At 57.5% G+C, this 26,787-nt stretch carries 26 protein-coding genes and 6 tRNA genes; 18 read left to right on the forward strand and 14 right to left on the reverse strand.

All coding sequences use genetic code 11. The features are described 5' to 3' along the window. Positions 1–9 precede the first annotated feature (9 nt). Positions 10–3,066 carry a formate dehydrogenase-N subunit alpha gene (gene fdnG / locus M3P88_RS02310; RefSeq protein ID WP_249614449.1) on the reverse strand — a complete coding sequence of 1,019 codons (3,057 nt, stop codon included), beginning with the start codon at positions 3,064–3,066 and terminating at the stop codon, positions 10–12. A gap of 91 nt (positions 3,067–3,157) precedes the next feature. On the opposite strand from fdnG, the gene fdhD reads away from it, so the two are divergent. The 6 genes from fdhD (at position 3,158) to M3P88_RS02340 (ending at position 6,871) form a co-directional block, all read left to right on the forward strand. Further along, positions 3,158–3,994: a formate dehydrogenase accessory sulfurtransferase FdhD gene (gene fdhD, locus M3P88_RS02315; RefSeq protein WP_249614450.1), complete on the forward strand. Its 837-nt coding sequence runs from the start codon at positions 3,158–3,160 to the stop codon at positions 3,992–3,994. A gap of 121 nt (positions 3,995–4,115) precedes the next feature. After that, on the forward strand, positions 4,116–5,348 hold the full coding sequence (locus M3P88_RS02320; RefSeq protein ID WP_249614451.1) for an aspartate kinase: 1,233 nt from the start codon (positions 4,116–4,118) through the stop codon (positions 5,346–5,348). A gap of 50 nt (positions 5,349–5,398) precedes the next feature. Continuing rightward, positions 5,399–5,491, forward strand: a tRNA-Ser gene (locus tag M3P88_RS02325). Positions 5,492–5,497: 6 nt separating this feature from the next. Beyond that, positions 5,498–5,574: transfer RNA gene (locus tag M3P88_RS02330), tRNA-Arg, on the forward strand. A 2-nt stretch (positions 5,575–5,576) separates the two neighbouring features. After that, positions 5,577–5,651: transfer RNA gene (locus M3P88_RS02335), tRNA-Glu, on the forward strand. A gap of 284 nt (positions 5,652–5,935) precedes the next feature. After that, entirely contained in the window at positions 5,936–6,871 is a 936-nt protein-coding gene (locus tag M3P88_RS02340; protein ID WP_249614452.1) for a patatin-like phospholipase family protein, read from the forward strand. On the opposite strand, the gene M3P88_RS02345 is transcribed toward M3P88_RS02340, so the two are convergent. The 8 genes from M3P88_RS02345 to gpmI form a co-directional block, all read right to left on the reverse strand. Beyond that, entirely contained in the window at positions 6,868–7,356 is a 489-nt protein-coding gene (locus M3P88_RS02345; RefSeq protein ID WP_249614453.1) for a DUF456 domain-containing protein, read from the reverse strand. The two genes, M3P88_RS02340 and M3P88_RS02345, sit on opposite strands and share 4 nt — an antisense overlap. 17 nt (positions 7,357–7,373) lie before the next feature. Then, positions 7,374–9,494 carry a polyphosphate kinase 1 gene (ppk1, locus tag M3P88_RS02350; protein WP_283773064.1) on the reverse strand — a complete coding sequence of 707 codons (2,121 nt, stop codon included), beginning with the start codon at positions 9,492–9,494 and terminating at the stop codon, positions 7,374–7,376. Between the two features lie 46 nt (positions 9,495–9,540). Continuing rightward, positions 9,541–9,810 carry an oxidative damage protection protein gene (locus M3P88_RS02355; protein ID WP_124734242.1) on the reverse strand — a complete coding sequence of 90 codons (270 nt, stop codon included), beginning with the start codon at positions 9,808–9,810 and terminating at the stop codon, positions 9,541–9,543. Positions 9,811–9,897: 87 nt separating this feature from the next. Continuing rightward, positions 9,898–11,205, reverse strand: coding sequence for an amino-acid N-acetyltransferase (argA, locus tag M3P88_RS02360; RefSeq protein WP_249614455.1), 1,308 nt, complete (start codon positions 11,203–11,205; stop codon positions 9,898–9,900). Between the two features lie 68 nt (positions 11,206–11,273). After that, complete coding sequence (locus M3P88_RS02365; protein WP_249614456.1) at positions 11,274–11,660, reverse strand: hypothetical protein; 387 nt, start codon at positions 11,658–11,660, stop codon at positions 11,274–11,276. A 31-nt stretch (positions 11,661–11,691) separates the two neighbouring features. Further along, the gene (locus M3P88_RS02370) at positions 11,692–13,107 is read right to left on the reverse strand and encodes a S41 family peptidase (protein ID WP_249614457.1); all 1,416 of its coding nucleotides are present in this window, start codon (positions 13,105–13,107) and stop codon (positions 11,692–11,694) included. A 14-nt stretch (positions 13,108–13,121) separates the two neighbouring features. After that, entirely contained in the window at positions 13,122–14,423 is a 1,302-nt protein-coding gene (locus tag M3P88_RS02375; protein ID WP_249614458.1) for a murein hydrolase activator EnvC family protein, read from the reverse strand. Beyond that, positions 14,420–15,940: a 2,3-bisphosphoglycerate-independent phosphoglycerate mutase gene (gpmI, locus tag M3P88_RS02380; RefSeq protein ID WP_249614459.1), complete on the reverse strand. Its 1,521-nt coding sequence runs from the start codon at positions 15,938–15,940 to the stop codon at positions 14,420–14,422. The genes M3P88_RS02375 and gpmI overlap by 4 nt, the downstream gene beginning before the upstream one ends. Before the next feature lie 113 nt (positions 15,941–16,053). On the opposite strand from gpmI, the gene M3P88_RS02385 reads away from it, so the two are divergent. Further along, positions 16,054–16,350, forward strand: a complete 297-nt coding sequence (locus M3P88_RS02385) for an ArsR/SmtB family transcription factor (RefSeq protein ID WP_124734248.1) — start codon at positions 16,054–16,056, stop codon at positions 16,348–16,350. Positions 16,351–16,496: 146 nt separating this feature from the next. Here M3P88_RS02385 and M3P88_RS02390 read toward each other — a convergent pair whose 3' ends face one another. Then, positions 16,497–16,994 carry a DUF4442 domain-containing protein gene (locus M3P88_RS02390; protein WP_249614460.1) on the reverse strand — a complete coding sequence of 166 codons (498 nt, stop codon included), beginning with the start codon at positions 16,992–16,994 and terminating at the stop codon, positions 16,497–16,499. Positions 16,995–17,029: 35 nt separating this feature from the next. Then, complete coding sequence (gene xseA, locus M3P88_RS02395; RefSeq protein WP_283773065.1) at positions 17,030–18,385, reverse strand: exodeoxyribonuclease VII large subunit; 1,356 nt, start codon at positions 18,383–18,385, stop codon at positions 17,030–17,032. Positions 18,386–18,744: 359 nt separating this feature from the next. On the opposite strand from xseA, the gene M3P88_RS02400 reads away from it, so the two are divergent. From M3P88_RS02400 to M3P88_RS02435, 8 genes are all read left to right on the forward strand, one after another. Then, on the forward strand, positions 18,745–19,362 hold the full coding sequence (locus M3P88_RS02400; protein WP_249614462.1) for a MotA/TolQ/ExbB proton channel family protein: 618 nt from the start codon (positions 18,745–18,747) through the stop codon (positions 19,360–19,362). A gap of 3 nt (positions 19,363–19,365) precedes the next feature. Beyond that, on the forward strand, positions 19,366–19,785 hold the full coding sequence (locus M3P88_RS02405) for an ExbD/TolR family protein (protein ID WP_249614463.1): 420 nt from the start codon (positions 19,366–19,368) through the stop codon (positions 19,783–19,785). 9 nt (positions 19,786–19,794) lie between these two features. Continuing rightward, positions 19,795–20,796 (forward strand): tetraacyldisaccharide 4'-kinase, encoded by a 1,002-nt coding sequence (gene lpxK / locus M3P88_RS02410; protein ID WP_249614464.1) that lies wholly within the window; start codon positions 19,795–19,797, stop codon positions 20,794–20,796. Further along, entirely contained in the window at positions 20,796–20,978 is a 183-nt protein-coding gene (locus M3P88_RS02415) for a Trm112 family protein (protein ID WP_249614465.1), read from the forward strand. The genes lpxK and M3P88_RS02415 overlap by 1 nt, the downstream gene beginning before the upstream one ends. Continuing rightward, positions 20,975–21,751: a 3-deoxy-manno-octulosonate cytidylyltransferase gene (kdsB, locus tag M3P88_RS02420; protein WP_249614466.1), complete on the forward strand. Its 777-nt coding sequence runs from the start codon at positions 20,975–20,977 to the stop codon at positions 21,749–21,751. Before M3P88_RS02415 ends, kdsB begins: the two co-directional genes overlap by 4 nt. A 17-nt stretch (positions 21,752–21,768) precedes the next feature. After that, entirely contained in the window at positions 21,769–22,422 is a 654-nt protein-coding gene (adk, locus tag M3P88_RS02425; protein WP_249614467.1) for an adenylate kinase, read from the forward strand. A gap of 102 nt (positions 22,423–22,524) precedes the next feature. Then, a complete protein-coding gene (gene trhA, locus M3P88_RS02430; protein WP_249614468.1) occupies positions 22,525–23,142 on the forward strand; it encodes a PAQR family membrane homeostasis protein TrhA in 618 nt (205 codons plus the stop codon). Between the two features lie 98 nt (positions 23,143–23,240). After that, positions 23,241–23,714, forward strand: coding sequence for an NUDIX domain-containing protein (locus tag M3P88_RS02435; RefSeq protein WP_249614469.1), 474 nt, complete (start codon positions 23,241–23,243; stop codon positions 23,712–23,714). 110 nt (positions 23,715–23,824) lie between these two features. Here the strand turns inward: M3P88_RS02435 and M3P88_RS02440 are convergent, their stop codons facing one another. The 3 genes from M3P88_RS02440 to folD all read right to left on the reverse strand — a co-directional run bounded on the left by M3P88_RS02440 (position 23,825) and on the right by folD (position 26,209). Beyond that, the gene (locus M3P88_RS02440; RefSeq protein ID WP_249614470.1) at positions 23,825–24,418 is read right to left on the reverse strand and encodes a hypothetical protein; all 594 of its coding nucleotides are present in this window, start codon (positions 24,416–24,418) and stop codon (positions 23,825–23,827) included. A 1-nt stretch (position 24,419) separates the two neighbouring features. Next, positions 24,420–25,283 (reverse strand): formyltetrahydrofolate deformylase, encoded by an 864-nt coding sequence (purU, locus tag M3P88_RS02445; RefSeq protein WP_249614471.1) that lies wholly within the window; start codon positions 25,281–25,283, stop codon positions 24,420–24,422. Between the two features lie 74 nt (positions 25,284–25,357). Next, positions 25,358–26,209, reverse strand: coding sequence for a bifunctional methylenetetrahydrofolate dehydrogenase/methenyltetrahydrofolate cyclohydrolase FolD (gene folD / locus M3P88_RS02450; RefSeq protein ID WP_249614472.1), 852 nt, complete (start codon positions 26,207–26,209; stop codon positions 25,358–25,360). Positions 26,210–26,326: 117 nt separating this feature from the next. Between folD and M3P88_RS02455 the strand changes: the two genes are divergently transcribed. The 3 genes from M3P88_RS02455 (at position 26,327) to M3P88_RS02465 (ending at position 26,600) form a co-directional block, all read left to right on the forward strand. Further along, positions 26,327–26,403: transfer RNA gene (locus tag M3P88_RS02455), tRNA-Pro, on the forward strand. Positions 26,404–26,434: 31 nt separating this feature from the next. Then, positions 26,435–26,511 (forward strand) — tRNA-Arg (locus M3P88_RS02460). A gap of 13 nt (positions 26,512–26,524) precedes the next feature. Continuing rightward, positions 26,525–26,600, forward strand: a tRNA-His gene (locus M3P88_RS02465). The last annotated feature ends 187 nt before the right edge of the window (positions 26,601–26,787 follow it).

Consider the following 26,787-nt stretch of genomic DNA (forward strand, 5'->3'; position numbering starts at 1 on the left):
CGTCTCTCCTTAGGCTTTCTCGATGTTAACGAGGAAGGATTTGAACTCCGGCGTCTGCGTATTGGCGTCGCCGACGAACGGGGTCAGCGTATTGGCGAGGAAACCCTTCTTCGCCACGCCTTCGTAACCCCAGTGGATCGGGATGCCGACGTGGTGCACATCCTGGCCATTGACCTTGAGCGTACGGATACGCTTGGTCACCACCGCGCGCGCCTTGATATAGCCGCGCTTGCTTGACACCTTGACCATGTCGCCGTGGGTAATGCCTTTCTCCTTGGCCAGACCTTCGCCGATTTCGACGAATTGTTCCGGCTGCGCAATGGCATTGAGCAGCACGTTCTTGGTCCAGTAGTGGAAGTGCTCGGTCAGGCGATAGGTCGTTGCCGCATACGGGAAGTCAGCCTTGGTGCCCAACTGTTCCGCGTCCGCCTTGAAAATGCGTGCAGCCGGGTTGGTCACCACTTTCGGGTGCAGCGGGTTGGTGCCGATCGGGCTTTCAAACGGTTCGTAATGCTCGGGGAACGGCCCTTCGGCCATCTTGTCCAGCGCAAACAAACGGCCCAGACCCTCGGCCTGCATGATGAACGGGCTCATCTTGCTGCCTGGCGGTTCGTCGGCCTTGAAGTCAGGCACGTCGATGCCGACCCACTTCTCGCCATTCCACTTGATCAGCGTACGCTTGGTATCCCATGGCGTGCCGTCCGGCTTATTGGATGCACGGTTGTACAGAATGCGGCGGTTGGCCGGCCATGCCCAAGCCCAGCCCAAGGTGTTACCCAGGCCCGACGGGTCAGCGTTATCGCGTCGTCCCATCTGGTTGCCGGCTTGTGTCCAGCTACCGGCAAAGATCCAGCAGGCGCTCTCGGTGCTGCCATCGGCTTGCAAGGCGGCAAAGCCCGGCAATTGCTCGCCTTTTTTGGCGAGGAATTCGCCCGGCTTTTTCGGGTCGGGTATATCGGCCAGCGCCTTGCCGTTCAACTCCTTGGCCAGTTCTTCGGCTTTCGGGTCATGGCTATTGCGGTAGGCCCACGACAGCTTCTGGATAGGCTCGGCGTAGGCGCCGCCTTCTTTGGCGTACAGTGCGCGCACATGGGTGAAGATGCCGGCGATAATTTCGACGTCGGTCAGCGCTTCGCCCGGTGCATCGGCACCTTTCCAGTGCCACTGCAACCAGCGCCCGGAGTTGACGATGGCGCCTTCTTCTTCGGCAAAGCAGGTGGTCGGCAGGCGGAACACTTCGGTCTGGATACTGGCCGTGTCGACGTCGTTCTGCTCGCCGTGGTTCTTCCAGAAGGTCGAGGTGTCGGTCACCAGCGGGTCCATCACCACCAGGAACTTAAGCTTGGAGAGCGAGGCGACCACCTTGTTCTTGTTCGGGAACGAGGCGACCGGGTTGAAGCCCTGGCAGAAGTAACCGTTGACCTTGCCCTGATGCATCATGTCGAAGTAGCGCAATACATCGTAGCCCTGATCCCACTTGGGCAGCCAGTCGAAGCCCCAGTTGTTTTCTGCGGTGGCGTTGGCACCCCAGAACGACTTCATCAGCGACACATGGAACTTGGGCGTGTGCTGCCAGTAGTTCATCTGGCCATCGGCCAGCGCCTTGGGGGTGGTCGCTTCTAGGAAGGCTTCGAGCGTGGTTTCTTTTTCGGACGGCAGGCGCAGATAGCCGGGCAGGCTCTGCGACAACAGGCCGACATCGGTCAGACCCTGAATGTTGGAGTGACCGCGTAGCGCATTCACCCCGCCACCGGCCATGCCCATATTGCCCAGCAGCAGCTGGATCATGGCCATGGTGCGGATGTTCTGTGCGCCGATCGAATGCTGGGTCCAGCCAAGGGCGTACAGGAACGAGGTGGTCTTGTCATGCGCGCCGGTGGTGGCGATGTATTCGCACACTTTGAGGAAGGCATCTTTGGGCGTGCCGCAGATGTTTTCCACTACCTCGGGCGTATAGCGTGCGACATGCTCGCGCATCAGGTTGAGCACGCAGCGCGGGTCGGAGAGCGTGTCGTCACGCTTGGCAAAGCCTTGCTCGTCCAGCTGGTAGCTCCAGCTGGCCTTGTCGTACTTCTTGGTCGTCGCATCCCAGCCGGAGAACAGGCCTTCGTCAAAGGCGAAGTCCGGATTCACCAATAGCGCGGCATTGGTATAGGCGAGGGTGTATTCCTTGTTGTACGCACCTTTTTCCAGCAGGTAACGGATTACGCCGGACAAAAAGGCGATATCGGTACCGGTACGGATAGGGGCGTAGTAATCCGCCACCGACGCCGTGCGCGTAAAGCGCGGGTCGATTACGAGGATTTTCGCTTTATTGCGGGTTTTGGCTTCCAGCGCCCAGCGGAAACCTACCGGGTGTGCTTCGGCAGCATTGCCGCCCATCACCACGATAAGATCTGCGTTCTTGATGTCGACCCAATGATTGGTCATCGCACCACGGCCAAATGAAGGGGCAAGACTTGCCACCGTCGGACCGTGTCAAACGCGCGCCTGGTTGTCGACTGCCAGCATGCCCAGCGAGCGCACAAACTTCTGTGTCAGCCAGCCGGTTTCATTGCTTGAGGCCGAGGCGGCAAGAAAGCCCGTGCTCAGCCAGCGGTTGACCGTCACGCCATCAGCGTTTTTCTCGACGAAGTTGGCGTCGCGATCGGTCTTGATATGGCGGGCGATGCGGCTATACGCCTCATCCCACGAAATGCGCTTGAATTCGTTGCTGCCCGCTTCGCGTACTTCCGGGTACTTGAGGCGGTTCGGGCTGTGTACGAAATCGAGCAGGCCGGCACCCTTGGGGCACAGTGCGCCGCGGTTAACCGGATGGTCGGCATCCCCTTCGATATGGATGATGTCGGATTTTGCATTCTTGGCGCCGTCGCCAAGGCTATACATCAGGATGCCGCATCCTACTGAGCAGTAAGGGCAGGTGTTCCGCGTTTCGCTGGCGCGCAGAAGCTTGTAGCTTCTGACGTCGGCCATGGCCACGCCCGGCGTAAAGCCGAGGGCCGCGATCGTGGTGCCTGCCATGCTGCCGCCGCACAGTTTAAAAAACTGTCGTCTGCTGACTTGCATGGTTTGACTCCAGGGTAGAGAAATTGAAGCTTGTTGATGTTTTTATTAGATAATTGTCGGTCTTTATAAACACTATGCGTGTGCGGTTATTATGACATTCATTGAACGTCCGCTCAAACCCCTTAACGACGAGGTGCTGGCGCTTAGTCACACATCCAGTACGGTCTGTTTGCAGGCTTTGCCTGCATGGGATGCGCGCGAAGACGATCTGGCGTGTGAAGTGCCGGTGGCGCTGGTGTACAACGGCATCTCGCATGCAGTGATGATGGCGACGCCGGAATACCTGGAGGATTTTGCGCTGGGCTTCAGCCTGGCCGAGGGCATCGCGACTACGCCGGCCGAGCTTTACGATATCGAGGTCAGGCAAGCTTGCCGCGGTTTTGAAGTCCATATCGAACTGGCCAGTGCCCGCTTTAGCGCACTCAAGGCCCGGCGCCGCCAGATGGCGGGGCGCACCGGTTGCGGCCTGTGCGGGGTGGATGAGCTGGACGCCGTTTTTATTCAGCAAGCGGTATTGCCGTTTAGCCAGACGCTGGCCGTGTCGGCGCTGGACGCCGCCGTATCTGCCTTGCGCGGCGAACAGAAGCTGGGGCTGCTGACCGGCGCCACGCACGCCGCCGCCTGGCTGGATACGGATGGCGTTTTGCAAGCGGTACGCGAGGATGTCGGCCGGCATGTGGCGCTGGACAAACTGCTGGGCTGGCGGGCGCGCAGTGCGGTGACGGCGGGGGCGGCGCTGGTGACCAGCCGTGCCAGTTATGAAATGGTCGAGAAGGCGGTCAGTAGCCGGGTGGAGATTTTACTGGCCATGTCGGCCCCTACCGAACTGGCGGTCAATATGGCCCAGGCCTATGGTTTGACCCTGATTGGCTTTGCCCGTCCCGGGCGCGCTAATATTTACAGTCACGGCTGCCGAATACAGCCTTAGTCGCCCGCTACAGTATTGCACTGCGCAATTTTTCTGTATTTACCATGCATTTGGTATTGCATTTGCGTGTGATCTATGGACAGAATCAAGGCTCGATATTCAACCCCAAGATCAATTCAGCATGGCTCTCATCGTACAAAAGTATGGCGGCACTTCGGTGGGCTCGACCGAGCGTATCAAGAATGTTGCCAGGCGTATCGCCAAGTGGAAGGCCCAGGGGCATAGTCTGGTTGTTGTTTTGTCCGCCATGAGCGGCGAAACCAACCGGCTGATTGCCTTGGCCAAGGAAATTCAGGAAACGCCCAACCCGCGTGAACTCGATGTGATCGTGTCCACCGGTGAGCAGGTCACCATCGGCTTGCTGGCCATGGCCTTGCAGGAAATCGGGCTGGAAGCCAAGAGCTATTGCGGTTGGCAGGTCAAACTCACGACTGACAGCGCACATGGCAAAGCACGCATTTCGTCTATCGACGATGAAGCCATGCGCGCCGATCTAGATGCCGGTCGTGTGGTCATCGTCGCCGGCTTCCAGGGGGTGGACGAAAACGGCGCGATTACGACGCTGGGGCGCGGTGGCTCGGACACGTCGGCCGTGGCGCTGGCGGCGGCACTCAAGGCCGACGAGTGCCAGATCTATACCGATGTGGACGGGGTGTACACCACCGACCCGCGGGTCGAGCCGGAAGCGCGTCGCCTGAAGACCATTACCTTCGAAGAAATGATCGAGCTGGCCAGTCTGGGCTCCAAGGTATTGCAGATCCGTTCGGTGGAATTCGCCGGCAAGTACAAGGTAAGGCTGCGCGTGCTCTCCAGTTTCGAGGAAGAGGGCGAGGGTACGCTGATTACGTTTGAGGAAGATGAAAGCATGGAACAGGCCGTTGTAGCGGGTATCGCATTTGATCGCAATGAAGCGCGTATCAACGTTAAGGGTGTGCCGGATCGTCCGGGTATCGCCTACCAGATTCTGGGGCCGGTGGCGGACGCCAATATCGAAGTGGACATGATCATCCAGAATGTGGGCGACCATGGCGCAACCGACTTCTCGTTTACCGTGCCGCGTGGCGAGTACAACAAGGCGCTGTCCATCCTGCGCGATGTGCAGACCCATATCGGCGCGGCTCGCGTCGAGGGTGACGACAAGGTCGCAAAGATCTCCATCGTTGGCGTCGGCATGCGTTCGCATTGCGGTATTGCCTCGACCATGTTCCGCACGCTGGCGGAAGAGGGGATCAATATCCAGCTGATCTCGACTTCCGAAATCAAGGTGTCGGTTCTGGTTGATGAAAAGTACCTAGAACTGGCTGTTCGTGTATTACATAAGGCTTTTGGCCTCAATCAGAAAATTTCTGCTTGATAACGCTTGACAGCAAAGCGGTCGTTCATTAATATGGCGACTCGCTTGACGGAGAAATGGCCGAGTGGTCGAAGGCACACCCCTGCTAAGGGTGCATACGGGCAAAACCTGTATCGAGGGTTCGAATCCCTCTTTCTCCGCCAGCTACTGCACCCGTAGCTCAGTTGGATAGAGTATTTGGCTACGAACCAAAGGGTCGGGCGTTCGAATCGCTCCGGGTGCACCAAAGTCCCTATAGTTTAGCGGTTAGAACACTGCCCTTTCACGGCGGCGGCCGGGGTTCGATTCCCCGTGGGGACGCCAGAATAAACAAAAAAGCTGCTTTCCATCCGAAAGCAGCTTTTTTGTCGTCTGCAGCTTCGCTTTCATGATCAGGCTGTGCGTTGCCGGCTTGCTATCCGGCAGCCATACCGCTATGGCCTCTTGTTGCCGCCGCTCACCCTTTTTCAATTTAATTTTCAATTCACCCTTCTGGCCACAAAGTATCTAGTGATTACCGGGTTTTTCTTATTTTGTTTTCCGTTATGGTATTTGAGCACCGTGCGTCTAAGCTTGTCTGATAAGACACCGGATCTAGGGACAGGGGTATGACGTATAGCATTCATCTTTCCGGCGTACAGGAAGTGACACCATGGCTGGAGTTTGGCCGGGTGGCGCTGGTGTGCGAAGGGGGCGGGCAGCGCGGTATCTTTACCGCCGGCGTGCTGGATGCTTTTCTGGCCGAAGGCTTTTTTCCCTTTCACCTGATGATAGGCACTTCGGCCGGCGCTCAGAATCTGTCGGCCTATGCCAGTGGCCAGTTGGGCTATTCACGCCATGTGATCAGCCGTTACAGTACACGCAAAGAGTTCTACAACCCGCTGCGCTTTATGCGTGGTGGCCATCTGATCGATCTGGATTGGTTTATGGATGTGACGATGCGCGAGTGTCCGCTGGATATGGCGCGGGCAGCGCTGCGTCTGGCTGGTCGCGAATTCTATATGTGTGCCAGCCGCAGCGACACGCTGGACACCGCATACCTGCAGTTTGCACATCATGGCTGGCTGGCTTCGCTTAAGGCATCCAGTGCCATTCCTGTCTTGTACCGTGGTGGGGTGAATCTGGGCGGGGTGTGTTATTGGGACGGCGGGGTGAGCGATGCGTTACCAGTCAAGGCCGCGCATGATCTGGGCTGTGATTTGATTGTGGTGGTGCGTACCTTGCCGGCGGGTCATGTCGAGTCTCCTCCACGACCGATAGTGCATTTGCCGCAAGGTAGTCGCCTGCGGGCTGCCGCCGAGGTGGTTAACCGGCACAAGGTGGCCTATCGCGAGGCGCAGGCCTTTATCGATTCGCCGCCCAAGGGCGTGAAAGTGCTGGAGCTTGCGCCTGCGCAGGCGCTGAAGAGCCGTGCGCTGGGTAGCTCGGCGGCCGCTCTGGAGCAGGATTACGCTAACGGGCATGTATGTGGCCGCCAGTTCATGGCGCGTTTTGCCTGGCGCTTGCGTCCGCGTGCCGGAAGTGGTTTGCTGATCAGCGCCTAGCCTAGCAACAAGGCGCTGGCAAAAATCAGCAGCATGGCCAGTGCACAGCCTACTTTCGCTACCGTACCCAGCAACAGGCCAATAAAGGTCGCCACGCTTGCCTTGCCGGCCTGCAGCATATCGCGTCTGGCTAAGTACTCCCCGATGGCCGCGCCCAGCAAGGGGCCGATAATCAGTCCGGCAATTCCGAGCAATAGTCCGAATACGCTGCCCCAGAATGCACCCCAGAGCGCCTGACGGCTGGCACCACCGGCTTTGGCCCCCAGCACGCCGGCAATAAAGTCAGCAAACATGCCAAGCAGTGTCAGCATGCCTAGCAGACCCAGGCTAAAGGCACCGATATGCTGGAAGTCGCTAAGCCAGGCCGTCAGCAGCATGCCGGCAAACATCAGCGGCAGGCCGGGCAGTGCCGGCAGAATGACGCCGGCCAAGCCAATCAGGATCAGCAGGCCGGCAGCCAGATGGCCGAGAAGGATCGTGTCCAAGTTTGGTATCCGGGTGGTCAGATTTGTCGGGTGTAATCGGCAAGCAAGGTCTGTTGCACGCTATGGACCTTGCCGCGTGCTGTTTTTTTGCGGTAGCTGCCATCGGCCTGCATTTCCCAGGCATTGAAATTGTCGACAAGATTCATGCGCAAGGCCTCTTTGATCACGCGACGCTTCAGCGCAGGGTCGAGAATGGGCACGCAGGACTCGATGCGGCGGAAGAAATTGCGTCCCATCCAGTCGGCGCTGGCGATATAGAGGTTTTCTGCCTTGTCGTTGTAAAAGTAGAACACGCGCGGGTGCTCGAGGAAGCGCCCGACAATGGAGCGCACGCTGATATTGTCCGACAGGCCGGGCACGCCGGGGCGCAGCGCGCATACGCCGCGGATGATGAGCTGAATCTTGACGCCGGCCTGGCTGGCGCGATACAGCGCATGAATGACCTGCGGCTCCAGTAGTGCATTCATCTTGGCGATGATGCGCGCCGGCCGTCCGGCTTTGGCGTGCTCGGTTTCGGTGGCAATGGCCTGCATGACCATGCTGTGCAGGGTAAACGGGCTTTGCAGCAAGAGTTTGAGCTTGCTGGCGCGGCCAAGACCGGTGAGCTGGACGAAAATATCGTTGACGTCGCTGGCGACGTCTTCGTTGCAGGTCATCAGGCCGAAGTCGGTATACATGCGTGCAGTACGCGGGTGGTAGTTGCCGGTGCCCAGATGGACGTAGCGCTTGAGCGCGCCGTCCTCGCGTCTGACCACCATCAGCATCTTGGCGTGCACCTTGTAGCCGAATACGCCATACACCACGTGGGCGCCGGCATCTTCCAGCCGGCTTGCCCAGCCAATATTGGCTTCTTCATCAAAACGTGCCATCAGCTCGACCACAACCGTCACCTGTTTGCCGCTGCGTGCGGCAGCAATCAGCGAGTCCATCAGCACAGAGTCAGTGCCGGTGCGGTAGACCGTCATCTTGATGGCGACTACCTGCGGGTCGAAGGCGGCCAGATTGAGCATGTCGATGACAGGCTGGAAGCTCTGGTAGGGGTGATGCAGCAGGATGTCTTGCTTGCTGATCGCCTCGAACAGATTGGCTTTTTGCTGCAGTACAGGCGGCAGGCTAGGCAGGAAGGGGGTGAACTTCAAGTCGGGCCGGTCTACGAGGTCGGGCACCTGCATCAGGCGTACCAGATTGACCGGGCCATTAACGCGGTAGACATCTTCACGCTGCAAATTGAACTGGGTCAGCAGGAAGTCTTCCATATGCCGCGGGCAGGTGTCGGCAATCTCGAGGCGGACCGCCTGGCCGAACTGGCGATGGCGCAGTTCGCCTTGCAAGGCGGTACGCAGATTTTTCAGATCCTCTTCTTCCACCGTCAATTCGCTGTTGCGGGTCACGCGGAACTGGTAGCAGCCCTTAACCGTCATGCCCAGAAACAGCTCGTGCACATGTGCGTGCAGGATGGAGGACAGGAACACGAAGCTGTGCCGATTGCCATCACAGACCTCGGGCGGCAGCTGGATGACGCGCGGCAGGATGCGCGGCGCCTGCACAATGGCGATGCCGGAGGCGCGGCCAAAGGCATCGCGTCCCTCCAGTTCGACGGCAAAATTCAGGCTCTTATTGAGCACTTTGGGGAAGGGGTGAGCCGGGTCCAGACCGATAGGCGTCAGGATAGGCATGAGCTCGCGGAAAAAGAACGCTTTAACCCATTCCTGTTGCGCCAAGCTCCATTCGCGCCGGCGCAGGAACACAATGCCTTCTTCCCTCAGCGCAGGCAGCATGGTGTCGGTCAGTAGCGCGTATTGTTGGGCGACCAGGTCATGGGCGGCGGTGGTGACGTTGCCTAGCGTGCTGCCGGGTGTGTTGCCGTCGGCCAAAATGCGCCCCGGATTGTGCTGCGCATTATCCTTGAGCCAGGCCACGCGTACTTCAAAAAACTCGTCCAGATTGGATGACACAATGCACAGGAATTTCAGTCGCTCCAGCAGGGGCAGGCTACTGTCTTCGCCTTGCGCCATCACCCGGCGGTTGAATTCGATCAGGCCCATCTCGCGATTGAGTAGCAATTCTTGTGCTTGAGTCATTTGATTTTCTTTTGGGTGCGGTGCGCCCTTGCAGGCAAGGGCCGAATTGCCCGCCATAAGCCAAGGCTGTGGCGGGCTATCTATTGCCAAACTGGCAGCAGACTCAGACTTGCGGTGTGTAGCCTGCTGGTGCTTCGGCGCCCTGGCCGAAGAAGTAGGCATCCAGCTGCTGCATCAGATACTGGCGGGCGCGCGCATCCGCCAGACTTAAGCGGTTTTCATTGATCAGCATGGTTTGGTGGCGTATCCAGCCCTGCCAGGCTTCTTTGGATACGTTTTCATACAGGCGCTTGCCTATTTCACCCGGTAGCGGTGCGAAGTCCATGCCTTCCGCTTCGCGGCCGAGTTTGATGCAGTTGACCATTCTAGCCATTGAATTTCCTTGAGTGTTGCAGTGAAGTCGACGCCGCTATTGTGTCACAGCCATGTGCCGGCTTCCAAGCCTGATGCAAGCAGGGTTTTATAATGTTTTGATGAAGACCTTGGAGCGGCGCTCCCCGTTGTAGTGCTGGCGTTTTTCTATCGGCAGCGCCTGCGGGTCGGACTCGATAAAACCGCGCTCGACAAACCAGTGGGCCGTCCGTGTGGTCAGTACGAACAATGACTGGATGCCGTCTTTTTTGGCCTGGGTTTCCAGCGCTTGCAGCAGCATCTCGCCATAGCCGGCGGTGCGTTGCTCGGGCGCGACAACCAGACAGGCCAGCTCGGCCATGCCGGTGCCGGCAAACGGGTACAGTGCCACGCAACCGAAGACCTTGCTGTCGTGCTCCAGCAGGGTGAAACGCTGGATATCCATTTCCAGGTGCTCGCGGCTGCGCCTGACCAGTACGCCCTGTTCTTCCAGTGGCTGGATCAGCGCCAGCAGGCTGCCGATGTCGTCAATGCTGGCCTGGCGCAGCTGCACCAGGCTCTGGCGCACGATCATGGTGCCGCTACCGAAGTGGGTAAACAATTCGACCAGCAAGGCGCCGTCTTCGCTGCCGCTGACGAGGTGGCTGCGGCTGATGCCCTGCTCGGTGGCGCGGATGGCCCACGGCAGACAAACACTGACTTCCGCGCTGCCTTGCCCTGCATCCAGCAGGGCTTTGGCTTCGGTAATGGTGATTGATGGATGGAGCTGGCCGGTCTTGTCTACCAGACCGCCATCTTCAACCAGAAAGATCAGTTTTTCCGCCTTAAGCGCAAGTGCGCTCTGATAGGCGATTTCTTCCATGGTCAGGTTGAAGGCTTCCCCGGTGGGCGAATAACCGATGGGGGAGAGCAGCACCAGTTCGCCTGCCGCAAGGCGCGCGCTAAGCGAGGTGCTGTCTACACGCCGGACTTGTCCTGCGTACTGCATGTCTACCCCGTCGAGCACGCCTAAGGGTTGGGCGGTGACATAGTTGCCGCCGGCGACACGCAGGTGGGCGCCATGCATGGGCGAGTTGGGCATGCCCATGGTGAGTTGGGCTTCTATATTGTGGCGGGCCTCGCCTATTGCCGCCTTCACCGCGGTCATGGTGTGGCTGTCGGTAACGCGGCGTGCGCCGTGAAAGCGGCGCGTAATGCCGCGCAAAGCCAGTTGGGCATCAATCTGTGGGCGTGCACCGTGTACCAGCACAATGCGTACTCCGAGACTGACCAGCAGGTTGAGATCCTGGGCCAGACGGGAAAAATGGTTGGCAGCCAGGCATTCGCCGCTGACGGCGATGACAAAGACTTTGCCGCGATAGGCGTGGATATAGGGCGCGGCTTCACGAAAGGCGAGCACGAACTCGGGCTTCAGCATGCGGGGAATTCCGTCACAGAACGCGTAAACCCCTTAGGGTAGCAGGAATGCCTTTGTAATGGCAGGTGTCAGCGCTCGTGACGCAATTCTTCCGGCGTATCGTCGTAATCGCCATGCAGGTGATGTTGGTACAGCCGGCTGAAGGCCTGCACGCCCTTGGTGTCGGGCGCCGGTATCGAAAGGTTGGAGAGCTGCACTTCTTCGCTGAAAACCAGCAGCTTCAGATGCCAGTGTTGTAGCGTATTGTCGTCCAGCAGAATCTGGCAGTCCTGAAGTTGCTGCAGGATATGCTGCAAAGTGTGTGTCAGCAGACTGTAACTGACGACCAGACGGTGCATGGGCGGAAGTGGCAGGCTACGAATGCCAATGTCCGCCAGACAGGCGACGGCCTGTTTGGTGGCCGCCGCATCCTGTAGTTGCAGCGTTCTGCATTTATAAAGTTCGCGTTCACGCATCGCCCCACCTCCGGGGCGATGGTGCGCCCCCTTATTTTTGCGCCTGCTTCTGCATCAATATCTGCTGAACTTTGAGAATGTTCAAGGCTTGCGATAGCTGGAAGTCTGCTGCGGCCTTGCCATCCTTTCCGTCTTTGCCTTGTGGCTTGGCTTCGCTCGGGGTGTCCGGCTTGGTTTTGTCTGCCGGCTTTTCCTGCGGCTTGTCCTTGCCGTTCTTCTGATCCGGGTTTTCCAGATGGCGCTCTAAATCCGCTTCGCGGATGCGGAAGGATGCGGCGGCGCCATTGACGGTCGACTCTTCCACCTCCACGTCCGGCGTGATGCCTTTAGCCTGAATCGAGCGACCATTCGGTGTGAAGTAGCGGGCCGTGGTGAGCTTGATGCCGCCCTCGCTGCCTAGTGGCAGAACGGATTGCACCGAGCCTTTGCCGAAAGTCTGGGTGCCAACGATGATGGCGCGTTTGTGATCCTGCAGGGCACCGGCTACGATTTCGGAGGCCGAAGCACTGCCGCCATTGACCAGTACCACCAGCGGTACTTTCTTGACTTCGGCCGGCAGGCCGGCCAGATAGTCGCGATCGCCACGCGCCAGATAGTTTTCCGGGGTGGCGGACAGGCGCATTTTTGCGTCTTCGCTACGGCCTTCGGTATACACCACTAGCGTGTTTTTCGGCAGGAAGGCGGCCGATACACCGACCGCACCATTGAGCAGGCCACCCGGGTCATCGCGCAGATCCAGCACCACGCCCTTCAGCGGGGTCTTGTTTTCCTTGTACAGCTGGGTCAGGGCTTGTGCCAGGTTTTCTGCCGAGTGCTCCTGGAACTGGGCTACGCGGACATAGCCGTAGTCCGGCTCCAGCAGGCGAGATTTGACGCTCTTGGTCTTGATGATGGCGCGGGTCAGCGTCAGTACGACAGGCTTGCCTTCATTTTTGCGTGCAATGGTCAGCGTGACTTTGCTGCCGGGTTTGCCGCGCATTTTTTTGACCGCATCGGTGAGTGACAGGCCGCGCACCGGTGTGTCGTCGATCTTGACGATCAGGTCGCCACTCTTGACGCCGGCTTGTTGTGCCGGGGTGTCTTCGATCGGGGCAATAACCTTGACTAGCCCGTCTTCTGCGCCGATTTCTATGCCCAGTCCACCGAATTCACCCTGCGTGCCTTCGCGCAGTTCCTTGAATTCATCGGCGTTCATATAGTCGGAGTGCGGATCAAGGCCGGTGAGCATGCCGCGGATAGCGTCATTGATCAGTTTTTTGTCTTCGACCGGCTCGACATAGTCCTGTTTGATGCGGCCGAATACTTCGGCGAAGGTTCTGAGCTCGTTCAGTGGCAGCGGCGAGCCGATATCCTTGTCGGCGCTGGCCGTCAGGCTGACGGTCAAGAGGGCGCCAGCCAGTGCACTGGCGCCGATCAGGGCAATTTTGCGGAAAGGTGGGGTCATCATAATGGGTATCTTTGCTAGCGCATCCAGGATTGGGGATTGATGGGTCGCCCCATATAACGCAGTTCAAAATAAAGGCCGCTTTCGCCACTGTCTAGCGTGCCGGTGTTACCAAGTGTGTCGCCACCCTTGACGGCTTGCCCGCTGCCGCGGCTAATGCCACCCAGTCCGGTGTAAACCGTCATGTAATTGCCGCCATGGTCGACGATGACCGCATTGCCAAAGCCGCGCAGCGCATCGGCGTAGACCACCGTGCCATCGGCAACGGCACGTACCGCCTGGCCGGGGCTGGTGCGGATAAACAGGCCCTTCCAGCTGCTGCCCTCGGGACGGCGGCTACCGTAACGCCCGGCGATATTGCCGGAAACCGGCAATTGCATCCGGCCTTGCAGGCTGCGGAAGGCTTTGCCACTGCTGCTGGCATCCGCTACCGCTTCGACGGCTTCTTCTTTTATCGGGCGCGTCGCTTCGGCCGGCAGCGTTTTACCTTGCAACTTGGCGTCCGCTGCCAGTTTGCGGCGGCGCTCGTTTTCCTGCTTGCGGGCGAGTGCCCGTGCTTTTCTTTCTTCTGCCTTTTTGCGGGCAGCAGCCTGACGCTGTGCCGCGATCTGGCGGTTAATCTGGGCAATCAGGCTGGACAGGCGTTTTTCATCCTGTTGCAGCTTGCTCAGCGTACCTTGCTTATTGCGGATTTCGCTGGCCAGTGCACTGGCTTGTTGTTCCTGTGTGGCTTTTTCCCGTGCCAATTTGTCCTGCTGGCTTTCCTGACGGTGGCTTTGTGCCCCCAGCTTTTCCAGTTCCAGCGTGACTTGCGCGGCGAGCGCCTGCAGTTCGCTTTCCTGTGCGCTCAGGTTTTGTATCAGGCCTTGTTGCGCTTGTGCGATATAGCGGTAGTACGTCAGGTCGCGGCTGCTCTGGTTGGGGTCGGCCTGATTCAGCATCAGCCGCATCGCGTCATGCGAGCCGCCACGGTGCTGGCGTTGCAAGATGGCGGCAATGCGGCTTTTCAGATCCAGTGCACTGTCGTGTGTCTCTTGCAGCTGGCTTTGCAGTTCCGCCAGTTTCCGACTGGACATTTGCTGTTTGCTGTCCAGCTGGTTAAGCGCCTGGCGTGTGGCTTGCAGTGCCTGTTCGGACTCGCGTATCGCGCTTTGTGCCTCCTTGCGGATGGCTTCTTTTTGCGCAATATCCTTTTTCAGGGTGCTGATTTCTTTGCGCACAGACGACAAATCCTGCTGGTGCGGTGCAACAGCAGGAGGCTTGTCCGGCGCAGCCTGTGCCGCGCCGGAAAGTAACAACAGTAATACCCAGATTTTCACTTGAATTCGATCAATGATTGGCCGGTCATCTCGGCAGGTTGGCCCAGCCCCATCATGGCCAGCAGCGAGGGCGCAATGTCGCGCAGCGAGCCGCCTGTGCGAATTTCGGCCTTACGCCCGATGTAGATGAAGGGGACGCGGTTCAGCGTGTGCTGGGTGTGCGGCTGGTCATGCGAGGCATCATGCATCTGTTCACAATTGCCGTGGTCAGCGGTGATCAGCACTTCGCCGCCAGCCGCCAGCATGGCATCTACGCACAAGCCTACGCAACTATCCAGTGCTTCGACGGCCTTAACGGCGGCATCGAAATTACCGCTATGTCCGACCATGTCGCCATTGGCAAAGTTGCAGATGATGGCATTGAAGCGGCCCGAGGCAATGGCCTCAACGATTTGGCGACTTACTTCGGGGGCATTCATCTCAGGCTGCAAGTCGTAAGTTGCAACCTTGGGTGAGGGCACCAGAATACGTTCTTCCCCGGGGTAAACCGCTTCTTCGCCGCCATTGAAAAAGTAGGTTACGTGCGGATATTTTTCGGTTTCGGCAATGCGTAGCTGGGTTAAGCCCAAACTGGACAGGTATTCGCCAAAACCGTTGCGCAAGGTTTGCGGTGCGTACAGTACCGGGTTGGGATAGGCCTCGCCATAGCTGGTCAGCGTGGCGAAATACGCGAGTTTGGGCTGGCGGGCGACAAAGCCGTCAAATGCAGGATCGGTCAGTGCGCTGCTGAATTGGCGGGCGCGGTCGGCGCGGAAATTCATAAACAGCACAACGTCGCCATCGGCGATGGGTTGCGCTTCGCCAATCACGGTCGCGCCGACAAACTCGTCGTTCTCGCCGCGTGCATAGGCGTTGGCCAGCGCAGTGAAGCCATCCGCTGCCTGATGTTCTGCCTCGCCATCCACGATCAGGCGGTAAGCCGGTTCGACCCGCTCCCAGCGTTTGTCGCGGTCCATGCCCCAGTAACGTCCGCAAACGGTAGCGAGTTTTGTGTGCGGGCACTCGGTCAGAACATGGTGCAAACGCTGCAGATAAGTTTCGGCACTGCGTGGAGGTGTATCGCGCCCATCAAGGAAGGCATGTAATAAAATTTTCTTGATGCCGGCGGATTCTGCCGCCCGAATCACAGCATGAATCTGCGCCTCATGGCTGTGGACGCCACCATCCGACAATAAGCCCAGAATATGCAGAGTGTGGTTTTTGCTTTTGTCGAAGGCCGTTTTAAGCGTTGTATTGCTGGCAAAAAGCCCATTTTCTATATCACTGTCTATGCGGCTGATATCCTGCTGCACAATGCGTCCCGCACCGATATTCAGGTGTCCGACTTCCGAATTGCCGAACTGCCCGCCGGGCAGGCCGACATAACCTTCGGAAGCTTCAATAGCGCCGCTGGCGTAAAGGGTACGCAGGCGATCAAGGTTTGGCGTGCGTGCATTCAGGATGGCATTGTTGTCGCTTTCGGCGCGTTCACCGAAGCCATCAAGGATAAGCAGGAGTACAGGAGTCAGTGCGTGCATTTTGTTATATACGTTCAGAATATTAGGGCTTCTTGATGCTGAAGGCAGTTGTAGGTATTATTGTAATCGTAAAACCACGCTAATTATAAAAATACCTACTCAGGAGTAGTGCCTTGTTGTTTAATGACGATCAGATTGAGCAGACGTCCCGTGCGATGAAGGCTATGTCGCATCCTTTGCGACTGAAAATTATCTCTGTTCTCGAGGATCAGGAGGTAAGTGTCCAGGATATCGTGGAAAAAGTCGGGACCTCGCAGAGCAATATTTCCCAGCATTTGGCCATCATGCGCGATAAAGGCGTGTTGCGCACGCGCAAGGATGCCAACCGTGTGTACTACCGGGTTGGGGACATCCGCACGCTGGAGGTGCTCAAAATGATGCGTGAAGTTTTTTGCGGCTTTGGTGATTGAGCCCCGCGCTGCTATTTGCTCGTGCCGTGCTTGCCGATGGCAATGTATTTTGCCATCGCTATCGTTTTATCCGATATCTCTGCCTTGCCAGAGTCGTCTGCGCTTGAGTGCACCCCTGAACGGCCTGCCTTGTGGGCCGTTGTTATTTAAACCTTCAATTTTTTCCTGATATAGAGCGTCTTGCGCACTCTTGCCACGAGCTCTCCTTTTTCATCGCATACATCGACACTTAGCTCGGGCAAGTGCTTTTCTCCGCTTTGGGTATGCTTGCGTATGTTCTCCAGCATGGCCGTATCGATGGAAAACACCGCCTTGACGACCCCTTTTCCTGGCTTGATGTAATCAATATTGCCTGCCTTGTCCCAAACGATATAGTCTTTTCCCAGTGTGTTGATCAGCATCAGCATGAAGAAAGGATCGGTCATGGCGTACAGGCTGCCGCCAAAGTGTACGCCAACATAATTGCGGTTGGTCATCCCCAGTCTCATGCGTACTTCGATGTGCTGCCAGTCGTGGGCGATGGCTTTGACGCGTATGCCCGCTCCCAAAAACGGGGGCCAAAGGTTGATGAGTGCTTTGATAAAAGACGGGCGTATCTTCATGGATGTAAACGGTTGTTTTAAAATGTGGCATGCTCGCGGCATGGCGCACTCTTGTCAATGGTATCCATAGCTGGCGATCAGAATGGCAACTGGGTCTGAGTGCCATGTGGCAGGCTGATCTCGGCATTAACCTTGCCTTCTGCCAGTTGCAATACAACGAGCTCCCTATTGCTTAACTCTGCGGGCGACTTGATCGCCTTGCCTTGTGCATTTTGTACGATGGCATAGCCGCGGGCCAATACCGCTTCCGGGTTCATGGCCGAGAGTGCCGTTTCCAGTCGCAACAAGCTCATGCTGCGCGAGGTCTGCATGTGCTCACTGGCGCGAGCCAGTCTGAGCGCCAGTTGCTGTAGTGTGCGCGCTGCTTGAGCGGGAGCCGGGCGTAACCGTCCCAGCCGTGCGTTGGCGTTTGCCAGTTGTTTGCCGTCTTGTCTGAGCTGGTTTTTGATGAGCGCCTCAAGGCGGATGCGGGCGCGTGCCAGTTCCTGTTGTTGCCGTGCCAGTCGTTCACCTGGGTGGGAGAGCCGGTTGGCAAGGTAATCGAGGCGCTGTCCTTTATCTATGATCAGGCGGGCCAGTGCCCGCTCCAGTCCGCGTTTTCCCCGTTCCAGTTGCTGCAGCATGACGTCACGGCTAGGCGATACCAGCTCGGCAGCTGCCGTCGGGGTCGGGGCACGGCGATCGGCAACAAAGTCGCAGATAGTGAAGTCGGTTTCATGGCCGACACCGCTGACCACGGGAACCGGACAGGCGGCAATTGCACGCGCAACCAGTTCCTCATTGAACGACCATAAATCCTCTATGCTGCCGCCGCCGCGGCAGACGATCAATACATCGACTTCATGCCGCTTGCTGGCGTTGCGAATGGCGTGGGCAATCTGCTGTGCCGCATCATTGCCCTGTACCGGGGATGGATAGAGGATGACGGGAATATTCGGCATGCGCCGCGCCAGCGTCGTCACTACATCGCGCAGAGCCGCAGCAGCGGGAGAGGTTACGATGCCGATGGCGCGCGGGTGAGGGGGAAGGGGGCGTTTGCGTGCCTCGGCAAACAGCCCCTCTGCTGCAAGGCGCTTTTTCAGCTTTTCATAAGCTTCGTACAGGCGCCCGAGTCCTGCCTCGCGCATGTTTTCCACCGCGATCTGATAGTCACCACGTGCCTCGTATAAAGTGACCGCGCCGAGTAGTTCGACCTGCATGCCCTCGCGTGGAATAAACTCGAGCTGCCTGACCTTCTGGCGAAACATGACGCAGCGAACTTGGGCGCCAGCATCCTTAAGTGAGAAGTAAGCATGCCCTGACGCAGCCAGGGTGAGGTTGGATATTTCGCCGCTGACCCATAGTGAAGGAATGCCGTTTTCCAGCAGGTTGCGCGCCATGCGGTTGAGGGCGGTCACACTAATGACATCTTGGGTTTGAGTCGTAAAAAGCATGCTTGGTCAAATCATCCACGGATAGGTGTAATAGATATCTATGCTCTAACGGCACCAGTTTTGTGTTTTTTGGCATTAATAATCAATTTTTACAAAAACTAAGCGAAGTTGTTTATTTTGTGAGCAAAGCGGTTAAGGCCTTATTGTTTAGCCTTTAATGTGTATTTTCCCATTCTTTTCCACAGAACTACCCACAGTTGTTGTGGATTGTCTGGTGGCGCAGGGTTTGTGTCTATTTTTTCAGGCGCAGAGCAGGCCTCGGCTGCCTTTGCTTATGCTTGCGAGATTGCGGCTTGCAGCTTGCGGTCGGCCTGTTTCACCGATACAGTTTAGCGTCTACAAACCGAGGGAGAATGCTGGTGTGGTCGATCATTCAAGCGGCAGGCTGGCCGATCTGGACCATTATTTTGGCGTCCGTCGTATCGGTGGCAATTATTTTTGAGCGCTTGTACTCCCTGCGGGGGCGACTTGTTGCGCCTCCCAAGCTGGTTGATGATGCAATTCAGGCTTATCACCTGGCCGGTGCAAGCAGCAAACTGGTCGAGCAATTGGCCGCACATTCGCCCTTGGGGAGAGTATTGTCGGCTGGTTTGCGCAATGCTGCCAGTTCGCGCGAAGTCATGAAAGAAGCGATAGAAGATGAGGGGCGTCTCGTTGGTCATCAACTGGAACGTTATCTCACCACGCTGGGGACGATTGCCGCAATGGCACCGCTGCTTGGGCTACTGGGGACCGTCATCGGCATGATTGAAATTTTCGGCTCTCAATCGCCAAGCGGCACCAATCCCCAAGCGTTGGCGCATGGCATTTCGGTCGCGCTCTACAATACCGCATTTGGCTTGATCGTCGCGATTCCCAGTATGATGTTTTACCGTCATTTCCGGGCAAAAATTGACGGTTTGCTGGTCGAGATGGAGGCGCAAGCCATCCGTCTGGTTGAGGCCGTGCAGGGCGTGCGTAACGGGCACCAAGGGTAAATCATGAACTTTCGTCGTGGGCGGCATAGGGAAGAGCCCGAAATCAATTTTATTCCGCTGATCGACCTGTTGCTGGTTATCCTGATTTTTTTGATGGTAACGACGACTTATTCGCGCTATTCGGAAATTGAAATTAATTTGCCTTCGGCCGAAGCGGGCATGGCCGAAACCAAGTCGTCCGAGCTGGATGTATTGGTCAGTGCCGAAGGTGAGGCTGTGGTAGGCAAGGTGCGTCTGGCAACGCCATCGGTCGAGCAACTGGCCGATGCGCTCAAACAGGAGGCTGTCGGGCGCAAGGATCCGGTGGTGGTGATCAGTGCCGACGCCCGTGCCCAGCATCAGGCTGTCGTGAGGGTGATGGAGGCGGCGCGGGTAGCCGGGCTGACGCAGTTGACATTCGCTACGCGTAGCGAGACACCATGAGCGTATGCAGTGCGTAGCATAGAAAAACACTGGTATGCGCCGCGTCTCTGGTTGAGTCTGTTGTTGGCACCGCTGGCATGCTTATTTGCCTTGCTAAGCGGTATGCGGCGTTGGGCATTCAGATTCGGGCTCTGTAAAGCGCAGTATTTGTCCGTGCCGGTGGTGGTGATCGGTAATATCAATGTCGGGGGTGTCGGCAAGACGCCATTGACCTTGTCGCTGATTGCCTCTTTACAAGCGCGTGGCTTGCGCGTGGGGGTGATCAGCCGCGGTTATGGAGGTAGCCATACCGCACCGACGCTGCTGGATGCCGCGAGTCGTGCCAATGAGGTGGGTGATGAGCCCTTGCTGTTTGCTGCATCCGGCGTACCCGTGGTGGTTGGGCGGGATCGTGTGGCAGCCGGGCGCTGCTTGCTGCAGGCGAGGCCGGATCTGGATCTGATTCTGTCGGATGATGGTCTGCAGCATTACCGTTTGGGCCGTGCGTTGGAAATCGTGGTGATGGATGGTGCGCGTGGTGTCGGTAATGGCCGCTTATTGCCTGCGGGTCCCTTGCGCGAGCCCGTATCGCGTCTGGCTGGTGTTGACGCACTGGTGGTCAATGGCGGGCGCGCTGCTGTTTTTCCGGATTTGCCGCCGGACTTGCCGGTTTTTGCCATGACTCTGGAGCCGGGGCGTTTTGTTTCGCTGGCTGATCCGGCTCAAACGCGCGCTGCTGCCGATTTTTCCGGCCAGCGTCTGGTTGCCTTGGCGGGTATCGGCCACCCGCAACGTTTCTTTGCGACCTTGGCTGGGCAGGGGATTGTCACGCAGCGCAATATTGCTTTCCCCGATCACCATACCTTTAATGCTGAAGATGTGCCGGATGATGCCGATGCGGTACTGGTGACGACCAAAGATGCGGTAAAGTTGCAGTGCATCAATCATGCTAGACTATGGGCGCTGCCAGTCGCCGCGCGGCTTACGCCTGATTTGGCCGACTGGATCATCGTTCAATTAAAGAGACGGTAATGGACGCAAAATTTCTGGAAATTCTGGTGTGCCCCTTGTGCAAAGGGCCTTTGGTGTACGACAAGGCGGCGCAGGAGTTGATCTGCAAGCCTGACCGGCTGGCCTTCCCGATTACGGATGGCATCCCCATGATGCTGGAGTCCGAGGCGCGTGAGTTGCCGCCAGAGGAAGAGGTGAAATGAGTGGTTTTGTTGTGGTGATTCCGGCGCGCATGGCTTCAAGCCGGTTGCCGGGAAAGCCTCTGGCGGATATCGCCGGCAAGCCCATGGTGGTGCGGGTGGCGGAGCGTGCCGCACGCAGTGCGGCCAATCGTGTCATTGTGGCAACAGATCACGCGGATATTGTGGCTGCATGTACGCTGCATGGCATCGAGTCGGTGATGACACGTGCCGATCACGCCAGCGGCACCGACCGCTTGGCCGAGGTGGTCGCCAATCTCGCGCTGGCTGACGACGAGATCGTGGTGAATGTACAAGGGGACGAGCCGCTGATTGACCCGTTGCTGATCGATCGTCTGGCCGGTTTGATGGCCAGCTCCGGCGTGCCCATGGCAACGGTTGCGCACCCTATTCACGATGCGGCCGAAATGTTTAATCCTAACGTGGTCAAGGTGGTGCTTGATCACGCGGGGCGCGCACTTTATTTCAGTCGTGCGCCCATTCCTTATGCCCGCGATGCGTTTGCACACGACGCAAGCACTTTGCCGCAAGGTCTACCGGTTTTGCGGCATATCGGTATGTATGCCTATCAGGCTGGCTTTCTTTCTACCTATTCATCGTTGGCACCGGCCGCATCAGAGGTGTTCGAGGCGCTGGAACAGTTGCGTGTACTCTGGCACGGCTATCCCATTATGGTGGCGACCGTAGAGGAGGCACCGGCTGCCGGTGTGGATACCCCGGAAGATCTGGAACGGGTACGGCATCTATTTAACGCAACAATTTGCATCGATTCATAATTTCACGGGAGTTTTGCATGAAGCTGATTCTGCTGGGCGCGCCAGGCGCCGGTAAAGGGACCCAGGCGGGCTATATCAAGGAAAAATTTGGTATTCCGCAAATTTCGACTGGCGATATGTTGCGTGCGGCGGTTAAGGCGGGCACTCCGCTGGGGCTGGAAGCCAAGGCCATTATGGATGCAGGCGGTCTGGTGCGTGATGACATCATTATTGGCCTGGTTAAGGAGCGCATTGCCGAGCCGGATTGTGCCAAGGGCTTTATGTTTGACGGCTTTCCGCGCACGACCCCGCAAGCTGAAGCGATGCGTGACGCCGGCGTGACCATCGACTATGTGCTCGAGATTGATGTGCCTGACCAGAATATCATCGACCGTATGTCGGGGCGTCGCGTACACCTGTCTTCCGGCCGTACTTATCATGTGACCTACAATCCGCCCAAGGTGGAAGGCAAGGATGACGAGACCGGTGAGGCGCTGATCCAGCGCGAGGATGACAAGGCTGAAACCGTGATGAAGCGTCTGGCGGTATATCACGAGCAGACCGAAGTGCTGGTCGACTTTTACTCGAAGATGGCCGCTAGCGGTGATGCCAGCGCGCCACGCTATGTGCGCATTGATGGCACGCAGCAGGTAGAAGCCGTGCGCGATGCAGTTCTGGCGGCGCTTATTTGAGTCTGGCTTGAATGTGAAGGGCGGGGATGTTTCCCCGCCCTTTGTCTATGGCACCCGGCTGGATTGAAGGTCTGCCTGCTAAGCCTGCGCTGGAGTATCGATATGTATCATGGTGAGCGTTTTAACGGCATTACCCATCTGTTTGGTACTTTGTTTGCCATCACTGCGTTGGCGGCCTTATTGCTTGAGGCCAGCTTGCAAGGCGATGTCTGGAAGCTGTTCAGCTTTTCCTTGTACGGTGGGTCTTTGGTCTTGTTGTATCTGGTCTCTACGCTATATCACAGCGCGCGAGGACGGGCTAAAGCCATTTTGCAAAAGTGCGATCACTCTGCCATTTACTTGCTGATAGCCGGTAGCTATACCCCGTTTTCGCTGATCACTTTGCGTGGCCCTTGGGGGTGGACGCTGTTTGGCCTGAGTTGGGGGCTGGCCATTTTCGGTATTGTGCAGGAGTTGACGCTGGGAAAGCGTACCCGTCTATTGTCCATGATTTTGTATGTGGTGATGGGCTGGCTGATCCTGATTGCCATCAAGCCCTTGATGGCGGCACTGCCTGCGGCAGGCTTGTTCTGGCTGGCCTTGGGGGGCGTGTTTTACAGCGTGGGGATTTACTGGTTTTTGAACGATGAAAAAATCCGTCACGGCCATGGTATCTGGCACCTGTTTGTTCTGGCCGGCAGTGTGTGCCAGTTTGTTTCGGTCATGTTTTACGTTGCCTGAGCACTGGCGAGTATGGCCAGTCGTGTATACAATCAACCTTTTGGAAAAAAGCTGTATTACGCTACGGCTTTGATATTAGTAGATTAATAAAGAGATACATGCAGATATCCAGAGAAGTGAGATTGGAGCGGCCTTTGTCGCCGGATTTGGTACGGCGGGCCACTGCAATCGTTGAATTGCCTGATGGTGTATTGGTGACGGCTGTGCTGGGCGGGCGTTATTGTTTGCCCGGCGGGCGGGCAGAGCGGGGTGAATTACGCTCCCAGGCGCTGCTCAGACAGTTGCGCGAAGAAACGGGTCTGCGGGTCAACTCGATGCTGTATCTGTTTGACCATATCACCGCGCAGAATGCCCACAAGGTTTATCTGTGCATCGGTCAGGGGACGGCGCGCCCGCAGGGCGAAATTGCCCGCATCGCTGTCGTGGCCTCGCCGGAGTCCGAACTGGATCTGCATACGGAAACACGGGGTATTTTGCGGCGCTATGCCAAGTTGCGTGGTGAAGAAGGTGTAAAGAGCGAAGCGGTACGCGCTTTCCTGGCTTTGGCGCGCTATATCGCCAAGGTGGATTGACGCGCTAGCTTGTCTGTTCTCTGCCTGGGGTGTGTACGGGCGAAGCTGCAATAAAGGCGCACGCCAGTATGTCGGGTGCGCCTTTGTTATTGACTCTGGCAGGGACAGTCTTAGTACAAGCTATCTTGCTTGCCGTCAGGCGAAGCTTGATCCGGTTGGCTGTTGCTTATTTGCGTTTCGCCAGGCAGCTCTATCAGTCCCAGATTGCTGCCGGTTGAAAACGCAAACACCATCAGCATGGCTGCCAGCGGTGAAAACAGCAGAATCCCGCCCAGTACCCGCATGCGGCTGGCGCCCGAGACGGTGGCCAGTGCATGCAGCATCACCGTCACCCCGTAAAACGCGATGGCTATCGTCGCAATCTCGGCCACATCGGTCGGTAACCAGCTCGTCAGTGGTGTCAAAACCTGCACCAGCCCCGCCACCAGCAGCAGGCTGAACAAGGGCGTCTCGACCGGCGCTTTGGCCAGGCGCAGCCACCACTGCATGAACTGCGCCATCAGCAGGGTTTCCATCGCACCGAACACCGTGAAAAACAGCAGCTTGCCTGCGATGTCGCCGCCAACGCTGCCCGCACCGGCTGCGGCAATAATGCCCAGCAATAGCAAGGTGACAACGAGCTGCCATGTCGGGTACTGATAGTGCGCCGCCTCGCGTACGCGCCAGCGCATCAGGTCTAGGGCATCGTGAATCAGTTTATCCATCTCAGTCGAACACCACGGTCTTGTTGCTGTAGGAGAGTACCCGGTTGTCGATATGCCAGCGCACCGCGCGCGACAGCACCACTTTTTCCAGATCCCGTCCTTTTTGCACCAGATCCTCGACATTGTCGCGATGCGAGATGCGGGTGACTTCCTGCTCGATAATCGGGCCTTCGTCCAGCTCTTGCGTGACATAGTGGCTGGTGGCACCGATCAGCTTCACGCCGCGGGCAAAGGCGCGATGATAGGGCTTGGCACCATCGAAAGCCGGCAGGAAACTGTGGTGGATGTTGATCACGCGGTCTGGATAGCGTTCGACGAATTTCTCCGACAGCACCTGCATATAGCGCGCCAGCACGATAAAGTCGGTGCCGGCTTCCTGTAGCAGACGCCATTGCTCGGCTTCGGCCTCGGCCTTGTTCTCTTTGCTCACCGGTACCACATGGAAAGGAATGCCGTTGAATTCGACGATGCGGCGGCAGTCTTCATGGTTGGAAATCACCAGCGGAATATCACAGCCCAGCTCGCCGATGCGCCAGCGGTGCAACAGGTCTACCAGGCAGTGTTCGTACTTGGAGACAAAAATTGCCATTTTTGGCTTGTGTGTCGATAGCGATGTACGCCACTTCATATTGTGCAGGGCGGCAATCGGGGCGAATGCCGCCTCGAAATTTTCCATCGGCAGGGTAAAGCCTTCCAGTTCCCACTGGATGCGCATCAGGAACAGGTTTTCGCTTTCGTCCTGATGCTGGTCGGCATGCATGATGTTGGCGTTGTAGCTCATCAGGAAATTGGCAATGGCGGCAACCAGACCTTTATTGTCCGGACAGCTGACCAGCAAGGTGGCCGAGGGTTTGTTTTGGCTCATGCTTCTCTTTCATATGCATAAAACCCATGCAAAACGCCACAGCCTGGGCTGTGGCGTGCTTGGGGCGAATTAGCTCAGGCGTGCAGATTGGCCGAATCCAGCGTGTTCTGCAACAGGGTTGCGATAGTCATCGGGCCGACACCGCCGGGAACCGGGGTAATAAAGGCTGCGCGTTCGCGCGCCGCTTCAAATTCGACATCGCCGCATAGCGAGCCGTTCTCCAGGCGGTTGATGCCGACATCGATAACTACCGCGCCCGGCTTGATCCACTCGCCCTTGACGAAATTGGGCTTGCCGACCGCCGCGACCACGATATCGGCGGCAGCAACCTCGGCCGCCAGATCGGCGGTGGCGCTATGGCAGACGGTGACGGTGGCGCGCGCCAGCAGCATTTCCAGCGCCTGCGGACGGCCAACAATATTGGAGGCGCCAACGATCACGGCTTTTTTACCCTTGGGGTCGATACCATAAGACTCGAGCAGCGTCATCACGCCGCGTGGCGTGCAGGGGCGCAGCAGCGGCATCTTGATTGCCAGGCGGCCCATATTGTAGGGATGAAAGCCGTCTACATCCTTTTTCGGGTCAATGCGTTCGATTACGGCTTGCGGTTCGATATGTTTGGGCAGCGGCAGTTGCACCAGAATACCGTCTACGCTGTCGTCGGCATTGAGCTGGTCGATGATGGCCAGCAGTTCATCCTGCGTGGTACTGGCTGGCAGGTCCCATGCCAGCGAGCGGATGCCGGCTTTTTCACAGCTGCGCTTTTTATTGCGCACATAAACGCCGGAGGCCGGATCGTCGCCGATCAGGATGACGGCGAGCGCAGGCGCGCGTTTACCTGCGGCCAGGCGTGCGTCTACACCCTCGCGTACTTGAGTGATCAGCGTTTCTGCGACTGCCTTGCCATCAATGAGTTGTGCCGACATGCGTGGTATTCCTAGGGGAGGGCTGAATCAAAATGACATTTTCGCATTATTACGCCCCCTTTCTCAATGGGTATTGACAGGGCAAAGGCTAGCCAGTATAGTTTGCTCCTCAGTTGGCGGAGTGTGGCGCAGCCCGGTAGCGCACCTGGTTTGGGACCAGGGGGTCCAAGGTTCGAATCCTTGTACTCCGACCACAAGAACACGCAGTACCTGACAGATAGACTTGCGCCCGTAGCTCAACCGGATAGAGCACCGACCTTCTAAGTCGGGGGTTACAGGTTCGATTCCTGTCGGGCGCACCACGGTTTTACGGTGGTGGATATAGCTCAGTTGGTAGAGTCCCGGATTGTGATTCCGGTTGTCGTGGGTTCGAGCCCCATTATCCACCCCAAAAATATTAAAGCCCTGATCTCCTTGTGAAATCAGGGCTTTTTTGCGTGGATAAAACGATGGGCTGCACGAATTGTTACGCACACCGTGGAGTAGTCACACGAAAGCGATTGCTGCAAACCTTAGTCGGTGCAAAAAAGAGGCTTATTATTTCTGCTGGCCAGCTTGTCGTAAGCGCCTATCGCTTT

Source organism: Craterilacuibacter sp. RT1T (genome assembly GCF_023502145.1).
Taxonomy (GTDB): Bacteria; Pseudomonadota; Gammaproteobacteria; order Burkholderiales; family Chromobacteriaceae; genus Craterilacuibacter.